This is a genomic window from Winogradskyella ouciana, from assembly GCF_965284585.1.
GTDB lineage: Bacteria > Bacteroidota > Bacteroidia > Flavobacteriales > Flavobacteriaceae > Winogradskyella > Winogradskyella ouciana.
In genome coordinates, this window is record NZ_OZ260095.1 from 563,056 (window position 1) to 583,679 (window position 20,624).

19 protein-coding genes and 1 tRNA gene are annotated in these 20,624 nt (G+C 35.7%); 4 read left to right on the forward strand and 16 right to left on the reverse strand.

The features are described 5' to 3' along the window. Positions 1 to 125 precede the first annotated feature (125 nt). The 4 genes from ACQ65V_RS02540 to ACQ65V_RS02555 all read left to right on the forward strand — a co-directional run bounded on the left by ACQ65V_RS02540 (position 126) and on the right by ACQ65V_RS02555 (position 3,194). Entirely contained in the window at positions 126 to 287 is a 162-nt protein-coding gene (locus tag ACQ65V_RS02540) for a hypothetical protein (protein WP_202913882.1), read from the forward strand. A gap of 15 nt (positions 288 to 302) precedes the next feature. Further along, positions 303 to 1,439, forward strand: coding sequence for a hypothetical protein (locus ACQ65V_RS02545; protein WP_430466750.1), 1,137 nt, complete (start codon positions 303 to 305; stop codon positions 1,437 to 1,439). Between the two features lie 35 nt (positions 1,440 to 1,474). Next, positions 1,475 to 2,539 carry a nucleotidyltransferase family protein gene (locus ACQ65V_RS02550; RefSeq protein ID WP_430466751.1) on the forward strand — a complete coding sequence of 355 codons (1,065 nt, stop codon included), beginning with the start codon at positions 1,475 to 1,477 and terminating at the stop codon, positions 2,537 to 2,539. 88 nt (positions 2,540 to 2,627) lie between these two features. Then, on the forward strand, positions 2,628 to 3,194 hold the full coding sequence (locus ACQ65V_RS02555; RefSeq protein WP_430466752.1) for a hypothetical protein: 567 nt from the start codon (positions 2,628 to 2,630) through the stop codon (positions 3,192 to 3,194). A gap of 89 nt (positions 3,195 to 3,283) precedes the next feature. Here ACQ65V_RS02555 and ACQ65V_RS02560 read toward each other — a convergent pair whose 3' ends face one another. The 16 genes from ACQ65V_RS02560 to ACQ65V_RS02635 form a co-directional block, all read right to left on the reverse strand. Beyond that, the gene (locus tag ACQ65V_RS02560) at positions 3,284 to 4,225 is read right to left on the reverse strand and encodes a UDP-glucuronic acid decarboxylase family protein (protein ID WP_273291839.1); all 942 of its coding nucleotides are present in this window, start codon (positions 4,223 to 4,225) and stop codon (positions 3,284 to 3,286) included. Between the two features lie 49 nt (positions 4,226 to 4,274). Continuing rightward, positions 4,275 to 5,141 (reverse strand): zinc-dependent peptidase, encoded by an 867-nt coding sequence (locus tag ACQ65V_RS02565; protein ID WP_430466753.1) that lies wholly within the window; start codon positions 5,139 to 5,141, stop codon positions 4,275 to 4,277. 55 nt (positions 5,142 to 5,196) lie between these two features. Beyond that, a tRNA-Arg gene (locus ACQ65V_RS02570) sits at positions 5,197 to 5,273 on the reverse strand. A 13-nt stretch (positions 5,274 to 5,286) separates the two neighbouring features. Beyond that, on the reverse strand, positions 5,287 to 5,739 hold the full coding sequence (locus ACQ65V_RS02575) for a GatB/YqeY domain-containing protein (protein WP_273291843.1): 453 nt from the start codon (positions 5,737 to 5,739) through the stop codon (positions 5,287 to 5,289). A 148-nt stretch (positions 5,740 to 5,887) separates the two neighbouring features. Further along, a complete protein-coding gene (gene ftsZ, locus ACQ65V_RS02580; RefSeq protein WP_430466754.1) occupies positions 5,888 to 7,816 on the reverse strand; it encodes a cell division protein FtsZ in 1,929 nt (642 codons plus the stop codon). A 66-nt stretch (positions 7,817 to 7,882) separates the two neighbouring features. Further along, entirely contained in the window at positions 7,883 to 9,214 is a 1,332-nt protein-coding gene (ftsA, locus tag ACQ65V_RS02585; RefSeq protein ID WP_155088341.1) for a cell division protein FtsA, read from the reverse strand. A 3-nt stretch (positions 9,215 to 9,217) separates the two neighbouring features. Further along, positions 9,218 to 9,937, reverse strand: a complete 720-nt coding sequence (locus ACQ65V_RS02590) for a cell division protein FtsQ/DivIB (RefSeq protein WP_430466755.1) — start codon at positions 9,935 to 9,937, stop codon at positions 9,218 to 9,220. Continuing rightward, positions 9,927 to 11,336, reverse strand: a complete 1,410-nt coding sequence (gene murC, locus ACQ65V_RS02595) for a UDP-N-acetylmuramate--L-alanine ligase (protein WP_430466756.1) — start codon at positions 11,334 to 11,336, stop codon at positions 9,927 to 9,929. The genes ACQ65V_RS02590 and murC overlap by 11 nt, the downstream gene beginning before the upstream one ends. Next, the gene (murG, locus tag ACQ65V_RS02600; RefSeq protein WP_430466757.1) at positions 11,333 to 12,469 is read right to left on the reverse strand and encodes an undecaprenyldiphospho-muramoylpentapeptide beta-N-acetylglucosaminyltransferase; all 1,137 of its coding nucleotides are present in this window, start codon (positions 12,467 to 12,469) and stop codon (positions 11,333 to 11,335) included. Before murG ends, murC begins: the two co-directional genes overlap by 4 nt. Next, on the reverse strand, positions 12,469 to 13,665 hold the full coding sequence (locus ACQ65V_RS02605; RefSeq protein WP_155088337.1) for an FtsW/RodA/SpoVE family cell cycle protein: 1,197 nt from the start codon (positions 13,663 to 13,665) through the stop codon (positions 12,469 to 12,471). The genes murG and ACQ65V_RS02605 overlap by 1 nt, the downstream gene beginning before the upstream one ends. An 85-nt stretch (positions 13,666 to 13,750) precedes the next feature. Beyond that, a complete protein-coding gene (murD, locus tag ACQ65V_RS02610) occupies positions 13,751 to 15,082 on the reverse strand; it encodes a UDP-N-acetylmuramoyl-L-alanine--D-glutamate ligase (protein WP_430466758.1) in 1,332 nt (443 codons plus the stop codon). Next, positions 15,082 to 16,323, reverse strand: coding sequence for a phospho-N-acetylmuramoyl-pentapeptide-transferase (gene mraY / locus ACQ65V_RS02615; RefSeq protein ID WP_273291855.1), 1,242 nt, complete (start codon positions 16,321 to 16,323; stop codon positions 15,082 to 15,084). The genes murD and mraY overlap by 1 nt, the downstream gene beginning before the upstream one ends. 84 nt (positions 16,324 to 16,407) lie before the next feature. Continuing rightward, complete coding sequence (locus tag ACQ65V_RS02620) at positions 16,408 to 16,767, reverse strand: four helix bundle protein (RefSeq protein WP_430466759.1); 360 nt, start codon at positions 16,765 to 16,767, stop codon at positions 16,408 to 16,410. A gap of 42 nt (positions 16,768 to 16,809) precedes the next feature. Then, positions 16,810 to 18,273, reverse strand: coding sequence for a UDP-N-acetylmuramoyl-L-alanyl-D-glutamate--2,6-diaminopimelate ligase (locus ACQ65V_RS02625; protein ID WP_430466760.1), 1,464 nt, complete (start codon positions 18,271 to 18,273; stop codon positions 16,810 to 16,812). After that, positions 18,270 to 20,228, reverse strand: coding sequence for a penicillin-binding protein (locus ACQ65V_RS02630; RefSeq protein WP_430468611.1), 1,959 nt, complete (start codon positions 20,226 to 20,228; stop codon positions 18,270 to 18,272). The genes ACQ65V_RS02625 and ACQ65V_RS02630 overlap by 4 nt, the downstream gene beginning before the upstream one ends. 57 nt (positions 20,229 to 20,285) lie before the next feature. Beyond that, complete coding sequence (locus ACQ65V_RS02635; protein ID WP_155088333.1) at positions 20,286 to 20,606, reverse strand: FtsL-like putative cell division protein; 321 nt, start codon at positions 20,604 to 20,606, stop codon at positions 20,286 to 20,288. Between the last annotated feature and the right edge of the window lie 18 nt (positions 20,607 to 20,624).

Consider the following 20,624-nt stretch of genomic DNA (forward strand, 5'->3'; position numbering starts at 1 on the left):
TTGTATTTTTGATAAAATCTCGTTTTTTATACTTAAGTTAGTTTTTTTATCATAATCCTTTTGAGATTATGGCTTTATAAATAAATTATTTTATTATTTTTGATTTAAATATTTAGGCTACTGCCATGAAGAAAGATAACCATACAGATAAAATCACACGTAAAGATGCCATTAAAAAAATGGGTAAGTATGCTGCATTAACAGCTGTAGGAACTTTTGTGATTTTAAATCCACTTAAAGCACAATCATCTTCTCCCCCAGATCCAGGAGGAAACCCCTTCGATTAATTTTCTTTTTATATTTTGAATAACGACTTAGCACCAACATATCAACGGTTGTTTGGTCAGTATTGGGTATTGTGGTACTCAACATCCAATAACTATAGTATAGTTGAATCTGAGTTTAAATCCCTTTTAGATTTTTATTTAAAATCCAATTCTTTAGATGAATTTGGGTCTAAAATTTCTTCTGTTGAGCATGTTTCTAATCTCAGTACCATTACCAACAACCTTAAAATCTATTTAGAAAGCTGCAACGCAAGAAACACTTCATCTTTAGAAGATAGCGCTGAGTTTAACCATAGCAACAGTAATATAACAAAGTATTATAGCGTAAATGATAAGCTGATAACGATTAACTATGATACTGAATTGGTTAAAAACACCATTCACCCTGCCATAGCTCATCTTGAGATTAATAAAAACAATATAGACGCTCAAATCACCTTTGACATCTATTTAAATAAGGGGCAATTATCATTATTTAAAAACCAGCAATTAATTACATCTGTACCTCAACGCGATTATCATTTACTACAAGGTAAATTTATTATGCAATTGCTCTGTGTAATGCACGATAAAGACGAGTCTGACTGGGTAGGCACTTTTCATGGATCTACAATCTCTGATGGTACCAACTCCATCTTATTTATTGGTAATTCTGGGAAAGGAAAAAGCACCTTATGTGCACTATTAGCTGCAAATGGTTATGAATTATTAGCTGATGATGTCTCACCAATGCTAGCTAAAGATGGTCATATTTATCATAACCCATCGGCAATTTCAATAAAGGAAGGCGCATTTAGTGTATTACAACCCTTGATAACGGATTTTGAGAATTTACCTATTACCGTTTTCAATAAAAACAAAGGCCCACTAAGGTATTTACCATGCGATCATCCTAAAAAGGACAATTATCCTTGTAAGGCCATAATCATGGTCAATTATGAGGCTGATGCCAAAACGACTGTAGAACCTGCTTCAATTAAGACCATTTTAGAAACTCTTATACCAGATTCCTGGCTATCTCACCACCCATTGCATGCTGAACAATTTTTAGATTGGTTAAAAACCGTCCACTTATATCAACTAAGCTATAGCGACACCGATACTGTTATTACTGAGCTTTCGACAATTTTTAATGAATTCAAGAGCAATTAATAATACTTATATTTGGGTATATATTTCAAAATTAAATGGGTAATCTAGCCGTAACATATCAAAACATAGCTGATATCCTGAGTTTTGAAACTTCTAATTCTGAATTAGAGCAACTTCTCAGTCATTCATCCTTTGATTGGGATGCTATAGTTACGGAAGGTAGTAGACATCTTGTTTTACCAGCTTTATATTGTCGATTACAATCGAAAGAACTTCTTCATATTCTACCTAATGATTTAAATGAATATTTAGAAGAAATTACTGAATTAAACAGAGAAAGAAACTCAGCAATTCTCGATCAAATTAATATCATTACAGAATGGTTCAATAAGCACAATATTGAGCATGCTTTTTTGAAAGGTGCAGCACTTTTAGCTTTAGATTGTTATGATGACATTGCTGAACGTATGATTGGCGATATTGACATTCTTGTTGCCACAGACCAATTAGACCTTGCTTTTGACTTGCTAAAAACAAAAGCATATTCACCCACGGAGCAGACGCTCGGTTTTGATTTTTTTGAACACAAACATTTGCCTAGGTTAAAAACAGAACATCACATTTGCGCCGTTGAGTTGCATAAGACGTTATTTGTTACCTACAAAGACTCCTATCTTACAACCTCCAATATTCTCAAAAAGAAACAATACCAAAATAAAATCTCAATTCCATCAAGGGCTCATCTATTGAGACACAATATTCTTAACTATCAAATTAACGATAAAGGTAGTTGGTTTAATAGTATCAGTTTCCGTTCTGCGTATGATACCCTAATATTATTAAGAGATCAAAATTTTAACTCCTCGGACTACAATAATAAGATTTACAGTAAATACTTCAACTTATTAGGGCTGTTCTTTAAAGATATTAAAGTTCTTACACAGTCTAAAGAGAGTTTTTTAACCTCATTTTATCTTTTTAAATTAACTCATATTAGCTTTTATAAATTTTGGAATACGTTGCTAAAGATCATCGACTCGTCTTTATTGCTATTTGGGAGAACCTTATTTTTTTTAAAAAATAAAGACTATAGAAAGGCTATTTTAAATGATAAAAAACGCATTTATAACCGTTTTAAATTACTTTTGAGTAATTCTTAATGATTTTATTATATTTAACCTTAATAACTTTACATCATTATTTGTTTTATAATTGATAAAGTTTACCTTTGAATAAATTGAACTTAGCATGAAAAAATTAATTTTATTACTAATATTAGTCTCTTTTAGTTTATCATCCAACGCACAAAAGAACGATAATGAGTGGTTTGCCAGTGTTGGATTAAACGCAATTAACAGTTTAGGAACCCAATCACCAATCAACAGTCCTGGAGATTGGGCAAACGGACTTCCTATATCCTTAGCAGTTGAAGTCGGCTGGACATCTGGATTATCGATTGAACAAGGATTCACCTTGAATAAATTTTCTAAAAATGATGAAATTGATGGAGTTATTTTAAGTGAAGATTTCACTTATACCTCTTTTGATACTCATGCAAAATACTATTTTGGCAAGCATATTTTTCCAGACGCTGATTGGCTCGATTTTTATGGTAATGCTGGGGTAGGTTTTTTCTCTATAGATAACACAAATATTTCAGCCAATTTTGGTGGAGGCGTTCTAGTCTGGCTAAATAGAAGACAAACCATAGGTATTAGAGGACAAGTTATTGCAAAGTTTGCTCTAAACCATAAAGAAAGTGGTTTGGATAATAACCATTATCAAACACATTTACAGGTTATTTTTGCATTATAAATTTATATAACTTATAATAAAAAAGCCTCATTTAATAATGAGGCTTTTTCTTTTTTGTTAGATATGGTAAAATCAATTGATTTACCCATTTATTTTGATAAGAGTTTTTCAAAATAATCAATGGTATATTTAAGACCTTCTTTCAATGGCACTTTTGGTTCCCAGTTATTTAATTCTTTTCTAGCCAAGCTAATGTCTGGCTGACGTTGCATTGGGTCGTCTTGCGGTAAGGGCAAATATGTTATTTTAGATTTTGAGCCCGTCAGTTCTACAACTTCGTTAGCTAATTGCAGCATTGTAAATTCTACAGGGTTTCCAATATTAACTGGTCCTGTAAATCCAGATCTAGAACCCATCATACGTATAGTGCCCTCAATTAGGTCATCTACATATTGAAAACTTCTTGTTTGGGTACCATCACCAAAAATGGTAATATCCTTACCCGTTAACGCTTGTACAATAAAATTAGATACCACTCTACCATCTTGAGGGTGCATTCGAGGTCCATAAGTATTAAAAATCCTGATGATTTTTATATCAACATTATTTTGATTGTGATAATCCATAAACAAGGTTTCCGCGCAGCGTTTGCCTTCGTCATAACAAGAGCGTAACCCTATAGGATTCACATTTCCCCAATAACTCTCTGGTTGAGGGTGTACATTGGGATCTCCATAAACTTCACTTGTTGAAGCCTGTAATATCTTTGCCTTAACACGTTTAGCGAGACCTAACATATTTATGGCACCCATCACCGAGGTTTTTACCGTTTTTATTGGGTTATACTGATAATGCACAGGTGATGCTGGACATGCCAGATTATAAATTTCATCGACCTCTACCATATAAGGATTGGTAATATCGTGTCGTACCAATTCAAAATAATGGTGGTCCATTAAATGCTCTATATTGCGTTTTGAGCCTGTGAAATAGTTATCTAAACAGATGACTTCATTACCTTCTTTGAGCAGACGTTCGCAAAGATGAGAACCTACAAATCCCGCACCTCCAGTTACCAATATTTTTTTCATGTAAACCTATATAATGAATGCTTAAAAATAAGATTTTATTTTAAGCAATTTAATAACCTGCATATTTAAAATTGAGCATCTGCCTCATGTAATTATAAAGTTTAGGAAATTGTGACTTAAATTCTTGTGGTGTTTCAATGAAATTTTCTAACAGAACCGCAAAAAACTCATAATGGTTGGTATAGGCATAAGCTCTAAAATATTTTGAAGCAATTAGGTTTTCTCTCACAACTTTATGATTTTGCAAGTAATTGGTAAGTTCCTTAAAACCTTCATTAAATATTAAACTACTTACGTCATTATTACTATAAGCATTTAAATGAATGGCATGCCCAAACTCATGGATGCCTAAATTTAAATTATCATCACCAATATGATAACCCTTTTTAAAGTCTTCCCAAGAAAAAACAATAGCCTTCATAAGTGGATTAGTTTCTCCTTTATGATACGTTTTATTTATTTCCGAGAAATAGGCTGTAGGATATATGATAACCATTTCTATTAGTTCTATAAGGTAATCCCTAAAACCGAATGTTAACATAATAGCTGTAGCAGATAATAAAGTCTTCATTTCATTATTAGGTACTAAACCATCTCTACCAATAAATTGCTTTTGTTTTATAAATGTGGCCAATCGATGCCTAAATATGGCCTTATCTTTTGTGTTCAGTCTTCTGTAAAAAGAAAATTCGCTTTCTAGAAGTCTTACCTGGGTGTCACTAAGATCTTTTTTAAATACAATCGTATTTTTAAAAAAAGGCCTCTTGTATTTTAAGGCATAGACTTGTTCAAAATAAATGTAGAATCTGCTTAGAACGACTGAAGCCATACCTACAAAAAATGTGATTGTAAAAATCAATTTTAAAGTAGGGTTCATTGTAGGTGCTTGCGTCTCCTGAAGGTAGATTAAGATCATGGTTAAATATAGAAAGAAATTAAAAACCACGCCTTAAAGCGTGGTCTAATTATTATGGTGACTGCGAAGGGACTCGAACCCCTAACCCTCAGAGCCGAAATCTGATATTCTATCCAATTGAACTACGCAGCCAATATTTTATGTGCTATGACATTAGCTTAGCTTTGACAATAGTTGAAATTGTTTTCCCATCTGCTCTACCTGAGAGCTCCTTATTTACTATTCCCATCACCTTGCCCATATCTTTCATACCCTCTGCACCAATGTCATCAATGGTCATTACTACGACCTTTTCGATTTCTTCCTCACTTAATGCCTCAGGTAAAAATTGACTAATCACTTCTGCTTGGTCAATCTCTGGCAAAGCCAAGTCCTTTCTGTTCTGCTCTAAATAAATAGCAGCACTATCTTTACGTTGCTTCACCAATTTTTGAAGAATCTTAAGCTCTTCTTCCTCGGTAAGTTCTTCATTACCACCCGAAGATGTTTTAGCCAATAAAATAGCCGATTTAACCGCTCTTAAAGCTTCTAAAGCTACTTTATCCTTTTCTTTCATAGCTGTCTTCATAGCAGCCATAATATCATTTTGTAAGCTCATATTAACTTAATTAAATAGATGTGCGAAGATACTAAAAAAGATAAGCATGGTTTAGAATTCAACACTAAAGAAAAACAAAAAGCCCAAAAGATTGAGGAACTTTTTGGGCTTTGACAATAGTGTGTAAACACTTAACTTAAATTTGCTATTAATCTACGTTATCGTGTAAAAATGAATTGTTACTTCTTAACTGAATATCGTCGTTATCATCTGTACCGACAGACATTCTAGAAGCGTTGGTTTCTGATGAATGCTGTGCATCCTCTAAATTAACACCTTGTCTTTTGTAAGCAGGTTCTTTTTCTATTTCGTCTATTTTAGCTGTATTGAACTTATAGTTAAAATCCTTCATGTGCTTTCTGCGCTCATCGGCACGTGCTTTAATGAGCTCAGAAATTGGACTGTTCATAGGATCAATCTCATCCTCAGTAATTTCCTCTGTATCTTCAACAGGAAGTGTTTTCTTTTCAAAAACGACTTCCTCTTTTACTTCAGCTTCTTTTGTATTTGTGTTCATTGATGACTCAAACGTTTCAAAATCATCTAAAGCATAACGCTTTTCGCCTTCTTCATTCACCTCTGTTACAGAAATGATTTCAACAGGTTCATTAACGTTTATATCCTTTACGTCATCATCTAAGCTAAAAAACATTTTTTCTTCACCAGATTCCGTTTCTTCCTCTGTTTCAGGTTTTGTGCTAGACAATGGCAAATCAAATGTTAGTGTAATTTGCTCTTCCTCTGGTTCTATATCAATAGCTTCTGCTTTGTTTTCAATAGGAGTGATTACAAATTCTTCAGGCTCTGTATCCATCTGAGGTTTAGAATCTAAAACTTCATCATAAATCACATGCATGTTTCTAAGCAAATCTGTAGTAGGGATGATATTCATACCGTTATTCCCTTCTTTTTCAGCTTCCTCATCATCAACCAATAAGTGCTTCACTACTGGTTCTTCTTTTTTCTCTTCTAAAACTATATCTGGTGTAATGATTGCAGGATCTCTTTCTTGAACTCCTAACTCTTCAGCTACATCTTCTTCTAAAGCATGAATAACTTTTTTGGTCTCAGTGTTTGATATCTCGTTCTGTTGATCAAGATTAAAACCTGTAGCAATGATAGTTACAGCAATGGACTCCTGTAGAGACTCATCTTCACCAACACCCATAATAATGTTAGCTCCATGACCAGCTTCATTCTGAATATGGTCATTGATTTCACCTATTTCATCAATAGTTATTTCTTGTGATCCAGAAACGATGAGCAACAATACGTTTTTGGCACCTGTAATTTTATTATCGTTTAATAATGGCGAATCCAGCGCTTTCATAATAGCTTCTTGGGCTCTAGTCTGACCAGAAGCTGTAGCCGATCCCATAATGGCCGTACCACTATTACTTAAAACTGTTTTAGCATCACGTAAATCAATGTTTTGTGTGTAGTGATGTGTTATAACTTCAGCTATTCCTCTTGATGCCGTAGATAACACCTCGTCGGCTTTTGAGAATCCTGCTTTAAACCCAAGATTTCCGTATACTTCACGTAGTTTATTATTGTTTATTACCACTAACGAATCTACATGGCCACGTAGGTTTTCAATACCACGCTGCGCTTGTTCATTACGCATTTTACCTTCAAACTGAAATGGCATCGTAACAATACCAACCGTGAGAATATCCAGTTCTTTTGCCATCTTGGCAATGATAGGTGCAGCACCTGTACCTGTACCACCACCCATACCAGCAGTAATAAACACCATTTTGGTATTGGTATCTAACATTCTGCGGATATCCTCCAAACTTTCAACAGCGGCTTGCTCACCAACATCTGGGTTGGCACCAGCTCCTAAACCTTCGGTTAAGTTAACTCCTAATTGAATTTTGTTTGGAACACCACTATTTTGAAGTGCTTGTGCATCTGTATTACAAATCACAAAATCAACACCTTTGATACCTTGTTGAAACATATGATTTATGGCATTGCTACCACCTCCACCAACACCAATCACCTTAATAACGTTAGATTGATGCTTAGGCAAATCAAATGAGATGTTTCCAAATTCGTTGCTATTACTCATATTTTTTGAGATTATGGGATTTTATATTCTTGATTAATTAATTTCTATTTTACATTCGTCTTAGCGCTACTCAGCGTTATCCAAAAACTCTTTAACACGTTCGGTTAACTTATCTAAAAATGAACGACGCTCTTTCTTGGGTTCTTCAACAACTGCTTCTGGTTCTGTATCTGCACCGCGTTCCGTCTCTGCTGTATTAAGCATTTCTTCTTCTAATTCTTCTGCTCGCTTTCTGTCTTGACGCTTTAAGCCATCCATTACCAAACCAACTGCTGTGGCAAATAACGGACTTGCAATATCGTCATCACTATCGCCTGCCAAATGCTCATTAGGATAACCTATTCTGGTATCCATACCAGTGATATATTCTACCAATTGCTTTAAATGCTTTAACTGGCTTCCACCTCCAGTTAATACAATTCCCGCAATTAGTTTTTTCTTTTGTTCTTCGTGGCCATAATTCTTTATCTCTACATATACCTGTTCTATAATTTCAACCACTCGAGCATGAATGATTTTAGACAAGTTCTTTAATGTGATTTCCTTAGGCTCTCTTCCTCTTAATCCTGGAATAGATACAATTTCATTATCCTTATTCTCACCTGGCCAGGCTGATCCAAACTTTATTTTTAAGAGCTCTGCTTGCTTTTCAATGATTGAACAGCCTTCTTTAATATCTTCGGTAATAACGTTACCACCAAATGGAATCACAGCTGTATGACGAATAATTCCGTCTTTGAATACCGCTAAATCTGTAGTTCCGCCACCTATATCAATCAATGCTACACCAGCCTCTTTTTCTTCCTGACTCAGTACCGCGTTTGCAGAGGCCAATGGCTCGAGTGTAATACCTTCAAGTTGTAAACCTGAACTTTTTACACAGCGCCCAATATTTCTGATGGATGACACTTGCCCAACAACGACATGAAAATTAGCTTCCAATCTCCCGCCATACATGCCAATTGGTTCTTTGATTTCTGCCTGACCGTCAACCTTGAATTCTTGTGGCAATACATGAATAATTTCCTCACCAGGAAGCATCACTAACTTATGCACCTGATTGATTAAGCGATCGATATCCGCTTCATCAATTACCAACTCAGAATTAGCACGTGTGATGTAATCACTATGTTGTAAACTGCGGATATGCTGACCTGCTATACCAACAGTTACTTCTTCAATTTTTTCAGATGCCGCTGCTTCTGCTTCTTGCACTGCTTGCTGAATAGATTGTATGGTTTGTGTAATATTATTTACAACACCTCGATGCACACCCATACTTTTGGATTTGCCAACACCAATTATTTCAACTTTACCGTACTCGTTTTTACGACCAATCATGGCCACAATTTTTGTGGTTCCTATATCTAAACCTACCGAAATGTCATGCTTGTCCATAGCCTATATTTTGGTGCAAATCACTTGCTTATCAAATTTGAGATTCACAAGTTTGTAATTATCTAATATCTTGTCTTTTAAAGCTTTTTGATAAAAGGCCTTAAAATTATTTATCTTCTTTTTTAACTGATTCAATGTTCCTAAATGAACAACAAAATCACTTTTTCTAATTTTAAAATCAATGGTTTTATCGTCGTTCTGACGAATCTCAATGACATGTTTTTTTAAGAACTCATCCTCATCTACAGTCTTGGCAAATTGAAAAACCGATTCTAAATCATTTTTCTTAACACTACCAGTAACTAATGGTACTCTTGCTGCATAATTAGATGACAATGGCATAAATGATCCTTCATCATCAATGTAATATGATGCATTTGTATTGACTCGTGCAATAGGTCGTTTTTGTTCAATTTCTGCTGAAAGCTCACCGTTCACTGACATAAACACTTCTGCTTTCTTTATCATTGGATTAGAATTTAGGGCAGTTTCTAATTCGTTCAAATCTATAATTTCTTTAGGTTGTCCCGTAACGGACTGTTGATTTTGTATTAACAATTTACTAACAGTTGCTTCGGTAATGAATAATTTGTTTTCCCCAAAGAATTTAATGATTGGTTCAGAGGTGTTTCTATTACTATTTCTGTGTTTTGAAAATGCAAATAAACCAACCACCAAAAGCAGTAAACCAATGATTTTTATGTAGTTATAATTAATTCGCAATACTAAAAGCTTCTTTTATATGTTTAACTTTTTCTCCGATATCTCCTGCACCCAATGTTAAAATTATTTGAGCATCCGATGTTTTTATTTCATTAATTAATTCTGATTTTAAAATCAATTTTTTATTTGGGTTTTTAATTTTTTCCAATAGCCAATTTGAAGTCACTCCTTCAATAGGCAACTCTCTTGCAGGATAAATGTCCAAGAGCACTACTTCGTCAAATTTTGAAAGGCTTTCAGCAAAACCATCTGCAAAATCACGCGTTCTTGTATAAAGATGTGGTTGAAAAATCGCCAACACCTTTTTACTCGGATACATTTCCCTAACCGCCTGATGCACGGCATTAATTTCTTCTGGGTGATGTGCGTAATCATCGATAAACACAAAATCATCCGTTTTGATTTGATAGGTAAACCTGCGTTTTACGCCTTTATAAGATGCTAATCCCTTAGCGAGCTGCGGATGAGGGAGTCCATATTCTACAGACATCGCTAAGGCTATTATTGCATTCGACAGATTGTGTCTACCAGGTAGGTTAAATTTGAAATCTTTATATAATCCGTTAGGTGTCCTTACATCGAACACGTAACTTCCATTTTCTATTCTTACGTTTTGTGCACTATAATCTGAATGGTCCTCAATGCCATAGGTAATACCATCTAATGGCAATCCATTTCTAACGAACAGCTTGCCGTTAGGCTTAACACATTTTGAAAAATCTTCAAATGTTTTTACCAATTCTGAAGCATCTCCATAAATATCTAAATGATCTGCATCCATTGAGGTGATACAGGCCAAGCCTGGCGATAACGTTAAAAATGAACGGTCAAATTCATCTGCTTCCACAACCGTAACTTCGGTTCCATTTAGGATTAAGTTTGAATTGTAATTCTCACTAATGCCACCTAAAAAAGCAGTAACAGGCACATCGCACTCCTTTAATAAATGTCCTAAAATACTGGTCGTTGTTGTTTTGCCGTGCGTACCGGCAACCGCTAGGCAGGTTGTTTGTTTTGTAATTTCACCGAGAACTGTTGAACGTTTCAAAACCTGAAAACCATTAGCTTGGAAATAGCCTAACTCGGAATGGTCTTTTGGAATTGCTGGTGTATAAACCACCAAAGTAGTTTCTGAATTTAAATATTTTGAATCTATATTAGAAACATTATCATTAAAGTGAACATCTATATCTAAATCTTGTAAGGTCTTGGTGATTTCACTCGGAGTTTTATCGTAACCCGCTACCTGTTTTCCGTTGGCCACAAAATAACGCGCCAAAGCACTCATACCGATACCTCCGATACCGATAAAATAGACGTTAGAAGCCCATCCCAAACCCTTCCCAGAAGGAAGGGCTGTATCACGATTGCTTATATTTTCTTTATCCTTTTTATTCATGCATTTTGGGTTTCCTCCCTTTGTGAAGACGGAAGATGGGCTTTATTCAATAATTTCTCAACTTCATCAACAATGTCATTGGTAGCATTTACAAGTGCCAATGTTTCAATATTTTTACATAATTCTTTTCGCTTTTCTTCATTTGTTATCAATTCTGAAAATTGATTCTCAAACTCAGTATCCAAGTCTCCTTCTTTAATTAAAATTGCGGCATTCTTATCTGCAACGGCCTTTGCGTTCTTGGTTTGGTGATCCTCAGCCACATTTGGTGACGGGATAAATATTACAGGCTTGCCCACTATACACAATTCTGAAACAGAAATCGCTCCAGCTCTTGAGATGATAACATCTGCTGCTGCGTAGGCCATATCCATATTATTTAAAAATGCATGCACCTGAACATGTTTCAGCCCATTGTACTGCTTATATCTGTCATAATAGAGTTTACCACATTGCCAAATCACCTGAACATTTTGAGCTTCAAAAAATTCGAGATTTGATTCAACAAGTTCATTTATCCGTCTTGCACCCAAACTTCCCCCTAGTACCAAAAGTGTGTATTTACTATGGATAAGCGTAAAGGCATCTTTACCTTCTATATGTTTTCCTTTGACCTCCAATAAATCTTTTCGGATAGGATTGCCAGTCACTCTTATTTTTTCCTTTGGAAAGAATTTCTCTAAACCTTCATAAGCTACACAAATTGTATCCACCTTCTTTCCCAATAGTTTATTGGTAATACCTGGATATGAATTTTGCTCCTGTATTAAACTAGGCACGTTTTTAGATGTTGCCACTTGTAACAATGGCCCACTTGCAAAGCCACCTGTACCAATCACCACATTTGGTTTAAAGGTTTTAATGATATTTCTAGAGCGCATCAAACTTGTCATTAGCTTAAATGGGAATGCCAGGTTTTTTAATGTCAATCTCCTTTGAATTCCCGATATCCATAGGCCTTCAATCTTGTAACCAGCCTGAGGCACTTTATCCATTTCCATTCGGTCAGAGGCACCAACAAATAGGAATTCGGCATTCGGGTAGCGCGATTTTAATTCATTTGCAATAGCGATTGCAGGATAGATATGACCTCCTGTTCCGCCTCCTGACAATATGAATTTATAGTTACTCATTAAATTGTTTCGCTTAATATATCTAGTGGATTTACATCCTCCGTTGATTCCTTATCTTTAATTTCTTGGCGCTTGGCACTAACACTTAAAATTATCCCAATGGCTAAGCATGTCATCCAAATCGATGTTCCACCACTACTTATCAACGGTAAGGTTTGACCCGTAACAGGAAATAACTCTACGGCAACTGCCATATTTATTAATGCTTGAAATACAATTGGCAAGCCAACACCCAGAACCAATAACTTCCCAAAAATGGTATCTGATTTTTGAGATACAATGACTATTCTAAATAACAACCATGAATACAGCACTAATAGAAACATACCACCTAACAATCCATATTCTTCTATGATGATGGCAAAAATGAAATCAGAGGACGACTGTGGTAAAAAGTTCTTCTGAACGCTTTTTCCAGGTCCTACTCCCTGAATGCCACCTGAAGCAATCGCAATTTTTGCCTTTTCAATTTGATAATCGGCTTCCGTATCTTCTCCATTGGCAAAATTCTCAATACGACTCATCCAAGTATCTACACGATTTGGCATTTGCTCTGGAAATGCCTTAGCCACTAAAATAAACATGGTCAGTGCCACCAAACCTGTCCCTATGACAATCGCAAGGTATTTTATGGGATAACCACCAATAAACGCCAACATCATGATCATAGTAAATATGATAGCAGTTGTCGAAAAATTAGCAGGTAAAATGAGTAATAAAATTAAAGATACAGGTGCCCAAAGTGGTAAGACCGTATCTTTAAAGCTAATATCTTTATCTCTAATTTTAGACAGATAACGTGCTACATAAACCATTAATACCACTGCCGCCAAGGTAGAGGTCTGAAAAGAAACACCAACCACAGGAATCTGAATCCAGCGACTTGCGTTAGCACCTTCAATAGTTGTTCCCTGTAACATTGTGATGGCCAAAAGAACAATAACAATAGGCACCATTATCATTGATAATCCTCTGAAGTATTTATAAGGCACTTTATGAATACCATAGATAATGGCAAAACCAAGTGCTAAATGCATAAAATGCTTTACAAAATAAGAGAACGTACTTCCTATACCTCCCACATAAGCCAGATTACTTGCCGCACTATAAACAGGTAAAAAGGAAAAAATAGCCAATAGGGTAACTATTGCCCAAATGGCTCTGTCTCCTTTTATTTGTTTGAATATGTTTTGCATTCCTTTTATATGATTGCTGAGGCTCTTAAAGCTTTTTATCCTAAAATTATGGTGATTTCTAGAACCTCAGTCACCAAGTATTCTTTTATAAATTCCTAACCGCATTTTTAAATTGACGACCTCTATCCTCGTAATTCTCGAACAAATCGAAACTTGCACAAGCAGGCGACAACAGCACATTATCACCAGCGTTTGCCAATTTGTATGCTATTTTAACCGCTTCGCTCATATACTGCGTTTCAATAATAACATCGACCATATTACCAAAAGCCTCAAATAACTTTCCATTATCCACACCCAAACAGATAATTGCCTTTACTTTTTCATTAACAAACGGAAACAATTCTTTATAGTCGTTACCCTTGTCAACTCCACCAACAATCCAAACCGTAGGTGCATCCATACTTTCTAGAGCGAAATAAGTCGCGTTGACATTGGTCGCTTTAGAGTCATTGATATATTGCACTTTGTTGATTTTCAATACGTGCTCCAATCGATGCTCCACTCCTTGGAAGTTCTCCAGGCTTTCGCGAATGGTTTGTTTTCTAATTTTCAATAAATGCGCCACAGTAGAAGCTGCCATTGCATTTTTAACGTTATGTTTACCTTCTAATGTTATGTTTTCTGTTGGCATAATGATTTGATTGTTATCTATTGTTATTATTATCTTATTATTTTTGTAATATGCGCCTTGATCCATGACTTTAGTCAATGAAAAAGGCAGTTTTTTGGATTGAATTTGATGACTATGAAGCCATTCTAAAATCACTTCATCATCTGCATCATAGATGAAAAAATCGTCCTTTGTTTGATTCTCTACAATTCTAAATTTTGAAGCGATATAGTTTTCAAACTTGTTGTCGTATCGATCTAAATGATCTGGTGTAAGGTTGGTTAAAACCGCAATTTTAGGTTTGAAATCATGAATATCATCTAACTGAAAACTGCTGACTTCCAAAACATAGTTGTCGTGATTTTTCTCTAGAACCTGTTTTGCAAAGCTGTCACCTATGTTTCCGGCTAAACCAACATCTAACTCTTGTTTAAGTAAATGATGCGTTAAGGTTGCCGTCGTTGTTTTACCATTGCTTCCTGTAATCGCCACCAAAGTTGCATCGGTATAGTTTGAAGCAAATTCAATTTCTGAAACCACCTTTATACCAGCTTCGCGAATTTGTTTCACCAAAGCCACTTTATCTGGTATACCAGGACTCTTCATAACGACATCTGCATTCAGAATTTTTAATTCCGTATGCTGTTCATCTTCAAATTCAATCTCATTATTTAAAAGAACGTCTTTATACTTTTCTTTAATTTTTCCTCTATCTGAAACAAATACGTCGTATCCTTTTGCTTTTCCTAGAAGTGCTGTTCCTACTCCGCTTTCTCCACCACCAAGAATCACCAATTTTTTCATTACCTAATTTTCAATGTCACTATCGAAATAATGGCTAGCAAAATGCCAATAATCCAAAATCGTGTGACTATTTTACTTTCGTGATATCCTGATTTTTGATAATGATGGTGCAAAGGGGACATCTTAAAAATTCGCCTGCCTTCACCATATTTCTTTCGCGTGTATTTGAAATAACTCACCTGTAGCATTACCGATAAATTTTCAGCCAGGAAAATGCCACACAACAATGGAATTAACCACTCTTTTCTAACTGCGATGGCGATTACAGCAATGATTCCACCAATGGTTAAACTTCCCGTATCACCCATAAAAACTTGTGCTGGATACGCATTGTACCAAAGAAACCCAACCAATGCACCCACAAAGGCTGCGATGTAAATAGTGATTTCCTCAACTTGTGGGATATACATTATGTTTAAGTACTGTGAGAATATGATGTTACCAGAAACCCAGGCAAAAATTCCTAGAGTTAGTACAACAATTGCCGATGTGCCTGCAGCCAAGCCATCGATTCCATCCGTTAAATTGGCTCCATTGGAAACTGCCGTAACTATGATGATGCTTACCAGAATGAAAATAATCCAGGCATATTGTTCTAAATCTGGACTAATCCACGTTATTAAATCTGAGTAATCAAACTCGTTGTTCTTTACAAAAGGAATTGTCGTTTTGGTCGATTTTTCTGCCACATCGAACAATTGTGCTTCTGGTAAATTTGGGTTTTCTGCTAGCAAAACCCTTTGCTCTTGCAGTGGCAACTCTTCTTTAATCGTTACATCTTCATGAAAATAGAGTGTTAGTCCAACTATTAAACCCAGTCCGACCTGACCCAATACTTTAAATTTTCCTTTTAAGCCTTCTTTATCATTTTTGAATTTTTTGATGTAATCATCAATAAATCCAATTGTTCCCATCCAAAGGGTGGTTATAATGAGCAGTATGATGTAGATATTTTCTAGCTTGGCCAGAAGCAACACAGGAATTAGAGTTGCTAATATGATGATGATTCCACCCATGGTTGGTGTACCTGCTTTTTCTACCTGTCCTTCTAATCCCAAATCACGAATAGTCTCTCCTACCTGCTGTCTTTGTAAAAATCTTATAATGCGCTTACCATATATTGTAGAAATCAACAATGACAAAATGATAGCCATAGCTGCCCTAAAGGTTAGGAACCCAAAGAGTGTTGCGCCTGGCAATTGAAACTGTTGTTCTAAATATTCAAATAGGTAGTATAACATTTATCTTATTCTTTTCAACTTATCGACTATGTTCAAAGTGATAGTTTTATTGATTTTTATCACTTTTTATTTACGATTCTCGATTTACGATTTACGATTCTTGGCTCTCATTGTTTTTATTGATGCTACTACAATCGATAGTAACTCATTGCCTTCGGAATGTAACCTCTTTATTTCAGTATGCTCTTTGTTGCTTACTTCAAGCAATAATTCTAAGAAATACATACTTTCATCTGTCTCTTCCTCAACTATTTTTAGCTTATTGATAAAATCAGCATCAGATTTAGCTCTACATGCTGCCCTATAATTAGCACCAACTGAACTTGAGCATCTTATCAACTGATTACAAAAAGCATTAAACTCTCTAGAAACAGGAAACTTAGTACACAAGTGCCAGCAATCTGCTGCGTATTTTTGGGTTCTATTTTTTATTATTTGTTTCAATTTCTATTCGTAATTCTAAAATCGTATATCGTAAATTTCAATTCACTTTTGTAATTGTTTTAAAAATTCTCGTACTATTTTATAATCATCAAAATCAAAGCGCTCTCCTTTGATCTCTTGATAGGTTTCGTGCCCTTTCCCTGCTATAAGGATAATATCCTTGGCTTCTGCCATTTGACACGCTGTTTTAATCGCTTGTTTTCTATCTGTTATAGACAGTGTCTTTTTAAAATTCTGTGGCTCAACCCCTTTTTCCATATCTTCAATAATGGTTTCAGGGACTTCGCTACGTGGATTGTCACTCGTAAAAATCACCTTAGTACTTAGCGCAGAAGCGATATGTGCCATTTTCGGTCGCTTGGTTTTATCTCTATCTCCACCACAACCAACAACCGTAATCAATTCTTCGTTTTTGGTTCTAATGTTATTTATGGTTTCCAACACGTTCTTTAAGGCATCTGGTGTATGCGCATAGTCCACGATAGCCGTGATTTTGTCTTCGGAAATAAAATATTGAAAGCGTCCTGATACATTTTCCAACTCGCTTATTAACCTTAAAACTTCTTCGCTTTCTAATCCCAACAAATCGGCTGCTCCGTAAATTGCCAAGATGTTATAGGCGTTAAAGCTTCCTATTAAGCGCGTCCACAATTCATTATCATTAACTTTAAGAAGTAAGCCTCCAAATTCGTTTTCTAAAATTTGCGCTCTGTAATCCGAATAATTCTTTAGGGCATAGGTATATTTTTTAGCCACTGTATTTTGAAGCATTACCAAACCATTCTTATCATCCATATTGGATAAGGCGAATGCATCCTTAGGCAATCCATCAAAGAATGCTTTTTTTACATCTCTGTATTCCGCAAATGTGTCGTGATAGTCTAAATGGTCGTGTGAAAGGTTGGTGAAGATTCCACCAGCAAACTTTAAGCCTTCCGTTCTACTTTGATGAATGCCATGCGAACTCACCTCCATAAAACAGAATTCCACGCCTTCGTCATTCATCATTTTAAGATACTTGTTGATGGTCAATGAATCTGGAGTGGTATGTGTGGCTTTAAAGGTTTTGTCATCTACCATAACTTTTACCGTAGATAATAATCCAACCTTATACCCTGCCTTCTTGAAAAGCTGATACAGTAAACTTGTAACCGTAGTCTTGCCATTAGTCCCAGTGACTCCGATCAGTTTTAAATTTTCTGATGGATGCTCGTAATAATTTGCCGCCATATATGCCAATGCCTGGTTAGAGTTAGCCACTTCTATGTAGGTCACTCCTTCTTCTAGAGATTTAGGGAGTGTTTCACACACTATAGCAATTGCTCCATCAGCAATGGCTTTTTCAATAAACTTGTGACCATCTGTAATTGTGCCAGATATGGCTACGAAAACATCATTCTTTTTAATTTGGCGCGAATCGAATTCTATTTTGTTTACAGAAATACTTGTGCTACCAACCACAGCATTAAGAGTAACCTTGTACAATATGTTTTTTAATATCATCATGATGCTTCTAAGACAATGGTTTGGTTAGGCTTTAATTTCTGATGTCTTTCAACAGACTGTGCTTTTATGATGCCGCTGCCCTTTAGCTTAACTTTTACGTTAACCTGAAGATTTTCAAGTAGAGCTATTGCATCCATTGCAGGCATGCCAATGACACTTGGCATTAACTCTTTGTATTTACGGGCGTTTTCATAGTAGTCTTCAAAATCTTCATCAACCACTTTATTATTAAAGTCTAAAGTTTTTACTTCATCTATAATCGGTGTGTCTGTGTATATCTTTTGGGCAATACGCTTAAAAACAGGACCTGTAACATCTGCTCCATAGTATCCAACTTCTGTGCTTGGTTTATGGATTACCACTATACAAGAATACTTTGGATTGTCAGCCGGAAAGTAACCTGCAAAAGATGAAATGTACTTTCTGTCCTTTCTCCATTCTTCATAATTAGCATAGTCCGTTCTGGCTGTACCAGTTTTTCCTGCCATGGAAAACGTTTCGGAATACATACGTTTTCCCGTCCCACGAATCACTACATTTTTTAGAATATCCTGTATTTCTGACAAAGTTTTATCTGAACATATCTTATCGACCAAGACTTCCTTTTTAAACACTTCAATATCCTTATCGAAGGATTTTACGGACTTAATAAAGCGAGGTTTTATCATTTCACCCTTATTGGCAATGGCATTATAAAATGTTAGCGTTTGCAATGGTGTAATGGTTAAATTATATCCGTAAGCCATTGATGGTAAAGCATTTTTACTCCAGTTAGATTTACCTGGCTCAGGTATATTCGGAATACCTTCACCTAAAATTGGTATATCCAAGGAATCGTTTAGCTTCCATCGCTTAATGTGGTTTATAAATTTCTTAGGGTTTTTTGAGTAGTTTTCATCAATAATGGTTGCCAAACCAATGTTAGAGGATACTTCTAAGGTTCTAGCAGCCGATATCTTCCCATAACCATTACCAGAATCATTAATTACGCGACCATAAAAGTATTTTCGTCCATTCTTTGTATCGATAACCGTAGAAGTGTCTATAACCTTATCTTCAAGAGCAGCCATCATGGCCATAACCTTGAACGTTGAGCCTGGCTCGTGAGACTCATACACGGCATAATTTCTTTTCTCGTAGTAGGTTCCTTTTGATGTTTTAGCTAGGTTAGCTATAGCTTTTATTTCACCGGTCTTTACTTCCATAACCACAACACAACCATGTTCTGCTTCATATTTTTCAAGTTGACCTAAAAGTGAATGGTGCGCTATATCTTGAATGTTAACATCAATCGTCGTATAGACATCGTAGCCATCCTGCGGTTCAACTTGGTCAAAATCGGCAATTGGTTTCCATTGTCCATTTCCTATTTTTTGTTTTAAACGTTTTCCTTTGACACCTCTTAAATATTTTTCACCGAAAGCACCATCGATACCTGCCCTGCTTACATGGCCATCTTCATCAAAACGCTCATAACCAATTGATCGCGCAGCAATTTCACCCATAGGATGCTCGCGTCTTGTAGTTTGCTCTACAATTAAGCCTCCTTTTATTGCGCCAAGGTTGAGCAATGGGAAGTTTCGCATTCTTATATAGTCGGAATAACTAATATTTCTGGCCAACAGGAAATATCTGTTCTTGTTTTGGCGTGCTTTTCTTATGATGTTTTTGTAGTATGATGCTGGCTTTCCTCTATAAACCGAAAGTGAATCTGCTAATGCACCTATGTGTTCTTCAAAAACTGGATCCTTTGCCTGTATCGCATCAATTCTTATATCGTATTTTGGAATGGAAGTCGCCAATAAACTACCATCTGCTGAATATACATTGCCTCGATTGGGCTCTATGTCGAAATCCTTGACTGTTCGTTTTTCGGCCAATTCCCTGTACTCATCTCCTTGGATAAATTGAATAGTACACAACTTAAACACCACAGCAAGTGCAAAGACAAACATGCAGCCTGCTACGAAGTACAATCTGTTTAATATGTTGGTTTCTGTTGTTGCCAAAGTTTATTCTTGTTGTGATCTTACTCTAATTTTTGTTGGAGGAATCTCAGAAATCTTAATGTCCTTTTCCGCCACTTTTTTTATAATGGTTGACTCCATTTTTAATCGCATCAATGTTGAGCGTCCATCTACAAATGCTGACCTTAATTCCTTTACCTCATTAGTGAGTCTTGCAATTTCATGCACTTTTTTGTCTGCACTATGCGAACTCGCAATCATTACAATGGCCAATGCTGAAATAAAAATGATGATGCGCCAATTTTTAAACGAATCATCACTGATTAGAAACTTTCCACGTAATATGCTGTAGATGTTTTTCTTCATGCTACTTCCTGCATAGGC